The following is a 459-nucleotide window of genomic DNA, read 5'->3' as shown; positions in this document are numbered from 1 at the left end:
CGCTGGGCATGCCGCTGCTGGCCGGGCCGGGCGCGATCGTGTCGGTCATCCTCGCCGTGGAGAAGGCCGACAGCGTGGCGGGGCAGGTCTCCGTGTGGTCGGCGATCCTCGCCATCCATGTCGTCCTGTGGCTGGTGATGCGCTACTCGCTGCTGATCATCCGGGTCATCAAGGACGGCGGCGTGGTCCTGGTGACGCGGCTCGCGGGCATGATGCTCTCCGCCATCGCCGTGCAGCAGATCATCAACGGCGTCACACAGGTGATCCAGGGCGCCTGACGTCCTGCCGCGGGCACACCGGAGCCCCCGTACCCGAGTGGTACGGGGGCTCCTCAAGCATGCGAACAGTGCACCGGGAAGCGGCTCGTACGGCCGCCGGCCCGCGGTGCGGGAGTTACGAGGCCGGTGTGTCGGCCGGGCGGATCCACAGGCGCTGCCCCACGGCGGCAGCCTGCTGAAC

At 70.4% G+C, this 459-nt stretch carries 1 protein-coding gene; it reads left to right on the top strand.

The annotated features are described in order from the left end of the window. On the top strand, positions 1-278 hold a 278-nt coding region (locus LPA54_RS38245; RefSeq protein ID WP_228984987.1), incomplete at its 5' end, for a MarC family protein. Positions 279-459 lie beyond the last annotated feature (181 nt).

Source organism: Streptomyces sp. DH12, from assembly GCF_020873895.1.
Classification (GTDB): domain Bacteria; phylum Actinomycetota; class Actinomycetes; order Streptomycetales; family Streptomycetaceae; genus Streptomyces.
This window is presented reverse-complemented; position numbering and strand designations above follow the sequence as displayed.